This is a genomic window from Streptomyces sp. NPDC002133 (genome assembly GCF_040296405.1).
GTDB lineage: Bacteria > Actinomycetota > Actinomycetes > Streptomycetales > Streptomycetaceae > Streptomyces.
This window is the reverse complement of sequence record NZ_JBEOXF010000019.1, coordinates 115,547-121,774: the sequence shown is the minus strand read 5'-3', so window position 1 is coordinate 121,774 and position 6,228 is coordinate 115,547. Positions and strand designations below refer to the sequence as shown.

General features: G+C 72.1%; 7 protein-coding genes. 5 read left to right on the top strand and 2 right to left on the bottom strand.

The window, feature by feature from the left end; all coding sequences use genetic code 11:
• The first annotated feature begins 46 nt into the window (after positions 1-46).
• From ABT078_RS42730 to ABT078_RS20225, 3 genes are all read left to right on the top strand, one after another.
• Positions 47-214, top strand: a complete 168-nt coding sequence (locus ABT078_RS42730) for an acyl-CoA carboxylase subunit epsilon (RefSeq protein WP_502981257.1) — start codon at positions 47-49, stop codon at positions 212-214.
• 167 nt (positions 215-381) lie between these two features.
• Positions 382-510 (top strand): morphogenic membrane protein MmpB, encoded by a 129-nt coding sequence (mmpB, locus tag ABT078_RS20230; RefSeq protein WP_351229531.1) that lies wholly within the window; start codon positions 382-384, stop codon positions 508-510.
• Between the two features lie 72 nt (positions 511-582).
• A complete protein-coding gene (locus tag ABT078_RS20225) occupies positions 583-1,197 on the top strand; it encodes a Maf family protein (protein WP_351229529.1) in 615 nt (204 codons plus the stop codon).
• A gap of 129 nt (positions 1,198-1,326) precedes the next feature.
• Here the strand turns inward: ABT078_RS20225 and ABT078_RS20220 are convergent, their stop codons facing one another.
• Positions 1,327-1,839 carry a hypothetical protein gene (locus tag ABT078_RS20220; RefSeq protein WP_351229527.1) on the bottom strand — a complete coding sequence of 171 codons (513 nt, stop codon included), beginning with the start codon at positions 1,837-1,839 and terminating at the stop codon, positions 1,327-1,329.
• Between the two features lie 476 nt (positions 1,840-2,315).
• Here ABT078_RS20220 and ABT078_RS20215 point away from each other — a divergent pair, with 476 nt between their 5' ends.
• A complete protein-coding gene (locus tag ABT078_RS20215; RefSeq protein ID WP_351229525.1) occupies positions 2,316-4,079 on the top strand; it encodes an acetyl/propionyl/methylcrotonyl-CoA carboxylase subunit alpha in 1,764 nt (587 codons plus the stop codon).
• A gap of 148 nt (positions 4,080-4,227) precedes the next feature.
• Complete coding sequence (locus ABT078_RS20210; RefSeq protein WP_502981262.1) at positions 4,228-4,755, top strand: TetR/AcrR family transcriptional regulator; 528 nt, start codon at positions 4,228-4,230, stop codon at positions 4,753-4,755.
• 485 nt (positions 4,756-5,240) lie between these two features.
• Here ABT078_RS20210 and ABT078_RS20205 read toward each other — a convergent pair whose 3' ends face one another.
• Complete coding sequence (locus ABT078_RS20205) at positions 5,241-6,128, bottom strand: DeoR/GlpR family DNA-binding transcription regulator (RefSeq protein ID WP_502981261.1); 888 nt, start codon at positions 6,126-6,128, stop codon at positions 5,241-5,243.
• Positions 6,129-6,228 lie beyond the last annotated feature (100 nt).

Sequence of the window (6,228 nt, the reverse complement as noted above, 5' to 3'; positions counted from 1 at the left end):
GCACGATCTCCACAGCTGATGTGGCTACAGGCGCTGCGCAGGTGCCGTGACTGCCGCCCGGCTACCGGTACGGGGGTACGGACCACGGCCCCGGACCGGCGCGCCCGGCGCGCCCAGGGTGCCGGAGGAGTGGTCGGATCCTGCCCGCATCGCACGGGCACGCGCCCTGCGCCCGGGCCCGCGGGCCTGGACGCGCACGTTCTGGCCCGGTTAGTCAGTGCGTGCCCTCGGGCGGCCGGACGGGCTCATGCCGCGCCCGTCCGGCGCTTCGACGGCCGGCACACCGGGCTGCCGGCCCGGAACGGAACTAGTCCCTCGGTACCGGGGCGCCTGAGTACGGATACTCAGGCGCCCCGGACGTCACAGCAGCACGATCGAAGGATGCTGTGGTCCGACCCCGAGAACGAACCCCCCGAGGACATGCGCGACATGCAGGTGAAGATGCGCCGAGCGGGGATTCTGCTGGCGCTCGCGATGATCGTCGCGATGTGCGTCGTGGGTCTGCGCTGAAGCCCGCGCCGGCAGGGACCACGGACTCCACGACCCAGGATCCCCGGACCGCCGTGCGCCCCGCCGCCTACGATGGCCCGCATGACCGAACAGCCGCGCCGCCTCGTCCTCGCCTCCGCATCGCCCGCCCGCCTCGCACTGATCCGCAACGCCGGGATGTCCCCCGAGGTCGTGGTCAGCGGTGTCGACGAGGACGCCCTGACCGCCCCGAGCCCGGGAGAGCTGGCCCTGGTGCTCGCCGAGGCGAAGGCCGACGCGGTCGCGGGCCGCGCCGAGGCCGCCGGGGCGCTGGTCATAGGCTGCGACTCCGTGCTGGAGCTCGACGACGAGGCCCTGGGCAAGCCGGCCGACGCGGAGGAGGCCACGGCCCGCTGGAAGGCCATGCGCGGCCGCGCGGGCGTCCTGCGCACCGGTCACTGCGTCATCGACACCGCCACCGGCCGCCGCGCCTCCGCGACCGCCTCGACCACGGTGAACTTCGGCGACCCGACGGACGACGAGATCGCCGCGTACGTCGGGAGCGGCGAACCGCTGCACGTGGCGGGCGCGTTCACGCTGGACGGCCGCTCGGCACCGTTCGTCGACTCGATCGAGGGCGACCACGGCAATGTCATCGGGCTGTCGCTGCCGCTGCTGCGGCGGCTGCTCGGCGAGCTGGGGATCCGGATCACCGACCTCTGGACCTGAGCGAGCCGAGCCCCAGCGAGCCGAGCCCGGGGGCGCCGCAGGTCCGCGTCGCGCGCGAGGGCTACGCGGGCGCCGTCCCGTTCGTCGCCGCCGACCGGGGGCGCCGCAGGTCCGCGTCGCGCGCGAGGGCTACGCGGGCGCCGTCCCGTCCGTCGCCGCCGTCCCGTCCGTCGTCGCCGGGACGTTCGTGTTCGCCGGGGCGGAGCCGTCCGCCGGATCCGCTGTTCCCGGGCCGGCCGACTCGCCCTTCTCGTACGCCAGCAGCGTCAGGACGATCAGGCCCAGCACCACCATCATGAACGCGAAGGCGGACCAGCCGACCAGTCCGACGCACAGCGCGCCCAGCACGCCGTGCACGGCCGCACAGACGATCAGCAGGATCCGTCCGAAGCGGCCCGGCGCGCGGTCGCGCAGGCCTGCCAGCAGCAGGACCAGCCCGCAGGAGGCGAGGTAGGCGCCGAAGACGCCGCCCATCACCCACGTGCTGGTCGACATGACATCGGGGTCCAGGCCGTCCAGGGACATGCTCTGGTTGTCCACGACGGTGGCGAGGATGCCGTTGATCGCCACGATCCCCACGGCTTCCAGGAAGAGCACGAGCGCGGCCACTACGGCCACCGGTCTGCGCGCCACGGCGCCCACCCCTCAGTTCCGGTTCGTTTCCGAGCGTCTGTTACCTGCAGTACGAACGACATCGCGAACGCTACTAACGGGTAAACCTCCGGACAAGGGCCCGGACACAGGCAAAGAATCATTCGGCCATTCGTAGGGACTCCACAAAGAAACGTGTCGCGCCGCTGACCGCCTACGCAGAGACCTTGACCACATCCGGGGGCTACGCTGCTCAGCAGGAACCCGGCGTACCGTGGTGCGACAAGGGGTTTCGCGCCACGGGTGCGGCCCGTTTCACCCTCCGTGTGGGCAAGCTCACGACTGGGAACGGGTCGAAACGTCGTGTCGGTAGTCCCTAAACTCAGCGTGTTTCAGCGAAGTCTTCGGCGCGGTGACCCGCCGAGTGCTTCGGCCGGGTGAACGAGTCCGGCCGGAGGCCGGCCCGCGGCGTAGCCGCACACCGGGGGTGGCATCCCCCGGGATAACACAGCAAGGAGGGAGCCATCGTGCGCAAGGTGCTCATCGCCAACCGAGGCGAGATCGCTGTCCGCGTTGCCCGTGCATGCCGGGACGCCGGGATCGCGAGCGTAGCCGTCTACGCCGATCCGGACCGTGACGCACTGCACGTCCGCGCGGCCGACGAGGCGTTCGCCCTGGGCGGTGACACCCCGGCGACCAGCTATCTGGACATGGGCAAGGTCCTGCAGGCCGCCGCCGATTCGGGTGCCGACGCGATCCACCCCGGCTACGGCTTCCTCTCCGAGAACGCCGAATTCGCACAGGCCGTCATCGACGCGGGCCTGACCTGGATCGGCCCGCCGCCGGCCGCGATCCGCGATCTGGGCGACAAGGTGGCGGCCCGTCACATCGCCCAGCGCGCCGGGGCTCCGCTCGTCGCCGGAACGCCCGACCCGGTCTCGGGGGCCGATGAGGTCGTCGCGTTCGCCAAGGAGCACGGACTCCCGATCGCCATCAAGGCCGCCTTCGGCGGCGGCGGACGCGGCCTGAAGGTCGCCCGCACGCTGGAGGAAGTGCCCGAGCTGTACGACTCCGCGGTGCGCGAGGCCGTCGCCGCCTTCGGCCGCGGCGAGTGCTTCGTCGAGCGGTACCTGGACAAGCCGCGGCACGTGGAGACCCAGTGCCTCGCCGACCAGCACGGCAACGTCGTCGTCGTGTCGACGCGTGACTGCTCCCTCCAGCGCCGCCACCAGAAGCTGGTGGAGGAGGCGCCCGCGCCGTTCCTGAACGCCGAGCAGAACGCGGAGCTGTACCGCGCCTCCAAGGCCATCCTCAAGGAGGCCGGTTACGTCGGCGCCGGCACCGTCGAGTTCCTCGTCGGCACGGACGGCACGATCTCCTTCCTCGAGGTCAACACCCGGCTTCAGGTGGAGCACCCGGTCACCGAAGAGGTCACCGGCATCGACCTGGTGCGCGAGATGTTCCGGATCGCCGACGGCGAGGAGCTCGGCTACGACGACCCGGCGCTGCGCGGCCACTCGTTCGAGTTCCGCATCAACGGCGAGGACCCGGGCCGCAACTTCCTTCCCGCACCCGGCACGGTGACGTCCTTCGTCCCGCCGTCCGGCCCGGGTGTCCGGCTCGACGCGGGCGTGGAGACCGGCTCGGTCATCGGCCCCGCGTGGGACTCGCTGCTGGCCAAGCTCATCGTCACCGGCGCGACGCGCGAGCAGGCGCTGCAGCGTGCGGCGCGGGCGCTGGCGGAGTTCCAGGTGGAGGGCATGGCCACGGCCATCCCGTTCCACCGTGCGGTCGTCGTCGACCCCGCGTTCGCACCGGCCGACGGCAACCCGTTCACGATCCACACCCGGTGGATCGAGACCGAGTTCGTCAACGACATCAAGCCCTTCGCCGCTCCGGTCGACATCGAGGCGGAGGATGAGCCGGGCCGCGAGACGGTCGTCGTCGAGGTCGGTGGCAAGCGGCTCGAGGTCTCGCTGCCGTCGTCGCTGGGCATGACGCTCGCGCGTACGGCCGCGGCGGGTGGCGCGAAGCCGAAGCGCCGCGTCGCGAAGAAGTCCGGCCCCGCCGCCTCGGGCGACACCCTCGCCTCCCCGATGCAGGGCACGATCGTCAAGGTCGCGGTCGAGGAGGGCCAGGAGGTCAAGGAGGGCGACCTCGTCGTCGTGCTCGAGGCGATGAAGATGGAGCAGCCGCTGAACGCGCACCGCTCCGGGACCATCAAGGGACTGGCGGCGGAAGTGGGCGCGTCGCTCACGTCCGGCGCGGTGATCTGCGAGATCAAGGACTGAGCCTCGCCTCTGTGCGTCTCTGTGTGGGCCTGCCGGGTACATCCGGCAGGCCCACACGTGCGCAAGGACGTACGGCATTCTGGATGCCATGACCACGAGCACGGGCACGAGTACGGAGGCCGGTACGGAGACGGGTACGGCCCGGCCGATGCGGGCCGACGCGCGCCGCAACTACGAGCGGCTGCTCGTCGAGGCGCGTGCCGCCTTCGCGGAGCACGGGACGGACGCGTCGCTCGAGGACATCGCGCGGCGGGCGGGTGTCGGCATCGGGACGCTGTACCGGCACTTCCCGAACCGCCATGCCCTCATGAACGCGGTCTTCCAGGAGGCGCTGGCGACGCTGCTGGAGCGGTCGGGGGAGCTGGCCTCGGCGGAGCAGCCGTGCGCGGCGCTCGTGGAATGGCTGCGCGCCATCATCACCCATGCGGGTGAGTACCGGGGCGTGGCACGTGCGCTCATGTCCGCGTCCCTGTCCCAGTGCAGTGTCCCCCTTCGCGAAGCGGGCGCCCAACTCCTGGCGCGCGCCCAGGAGACGGGCACGGTCCGCGCCGATGTGTCGATCGACGACCTCATGCAGCTCACCAACGCGATCGCCCTGGCCGCGGAGCAGGCCCCGGACGACCCGGACCTCCCGGACCGTCTGCTGACGCTGACGCTACGGGGCTTGAGGCCCTGACGAGGCGGGGCTGTGCGGGCCCGCTGCCGCCCGGAGAATGGTTTGCGCCGACCCGCCCCTTGCGGAACGACTGCCCATGAACCGCCGGCAGGACGGCAGCGCGTAGAACCACCCACGAACCAGGGGGTGCCCGCACACCGGGCCGAGCCACCGGGTCCGGCCCCCGAGGGGGACGCACAGGGGGAGTGTTCTGGACGTAAACGCGCCCGCAGCTCGCGCGGAGCGCGGTGCGGCCCGGCAGTCCATGACACGAGCCCCGGAGCGGACCCCGACGGCAATCGATCCGACCCCGGGTGACCCGTCACACCCAGCCCGTCCCGCGCTGGAAGACGGCCCCCGGACTCCGGCGCGGCACCGGGTCACCCCGCACCCCGCCCGGCCCGGTCGCACCCCGCCGTATCGGATCACCCGCACCTCGCGGTACCGGGCCGCCCCGTCCGGGGGCGGCCGCGGGGGCACGGGGGGCGTCAGCCCCCCGTGAGTGATCAGCGGCGTCGGAGGTCCGCCACCCGCACGCGGTCCGGCTGGTCCGCCGTGAGGGCCGCCGCCGCGGGGGCCGGGCGCAGGCCGGGGTGGGTACGGCGCTGGCCCGGGAGCGGGACCTCACGGCGAGGGCGCGCGCTCTCACCGCCTCCGGCCACCGCGACCTGGACCCCCTGGTCCGCAAGCGCCTGGAGCTCCGTCGCCGCCCGGTCGTCGTGCGGCGGCGGCTCGTCCGTCACCAGCCGCGTGATCACATCCGTCGGCACCGTCTGGAACATCGTGTCCGTGCCCAGCTTGGTGTGGTCCGCGAGGACCACCACCTCCGCCGCGGCCTGGACCAGCGCCCGGTCCACACTCGCCGACAGCATGTTGGACGTGGAGAGCCCGCGCTCCGCGGTCAGCCCGCTGCCCGACAGAAAGGCCCGGGAGACCCGCAGCCCCTGCAGCGACTGCTCCGCCCCGCTGCCGACCAGCGCATAGTTCGAGCCACGCAGCGTGCCTCCGGTCATGACGACCTCGACACGGTTCGCATGTGCCAGCGCCTGCGCCACCAGCAGGGAGTTGGTGACCACGGTCAGCCCCGGGACCCGCGCGAGCCGGCGCGCCAGCTCCTGCGTGGTCGTCCCCGCGCCGACCACGATGGCCTCGCCTTCTTCGACCAGGGCCGCGGCTGCGTCGGCGATGGCCGTCTTCTCCGCGGTAGCGAGATGGGATTTCTGCGGGAAGCCGGACTCTCGCGTGAATCCGCCCGGCAGTACCGCACCGCCATGCCGGCGGTCGAGGAGTCCTTCTGCCTCCAGTGCCCGCACGTCGCGCCGTACGGTCACTTCGGAGGTCTGGACGACGCGGGCGAGCTCACGGAGCGAAACCGCCCCGTTGGCCCGCACCATTTCGAGGATCAATTGACGACGTTCTGCAGCGAACACGAAACTGACAGTAACCCCAGCGGCCGATAGTTTTCAGCACTATGCGCCGAATTGGCGAAGTTGC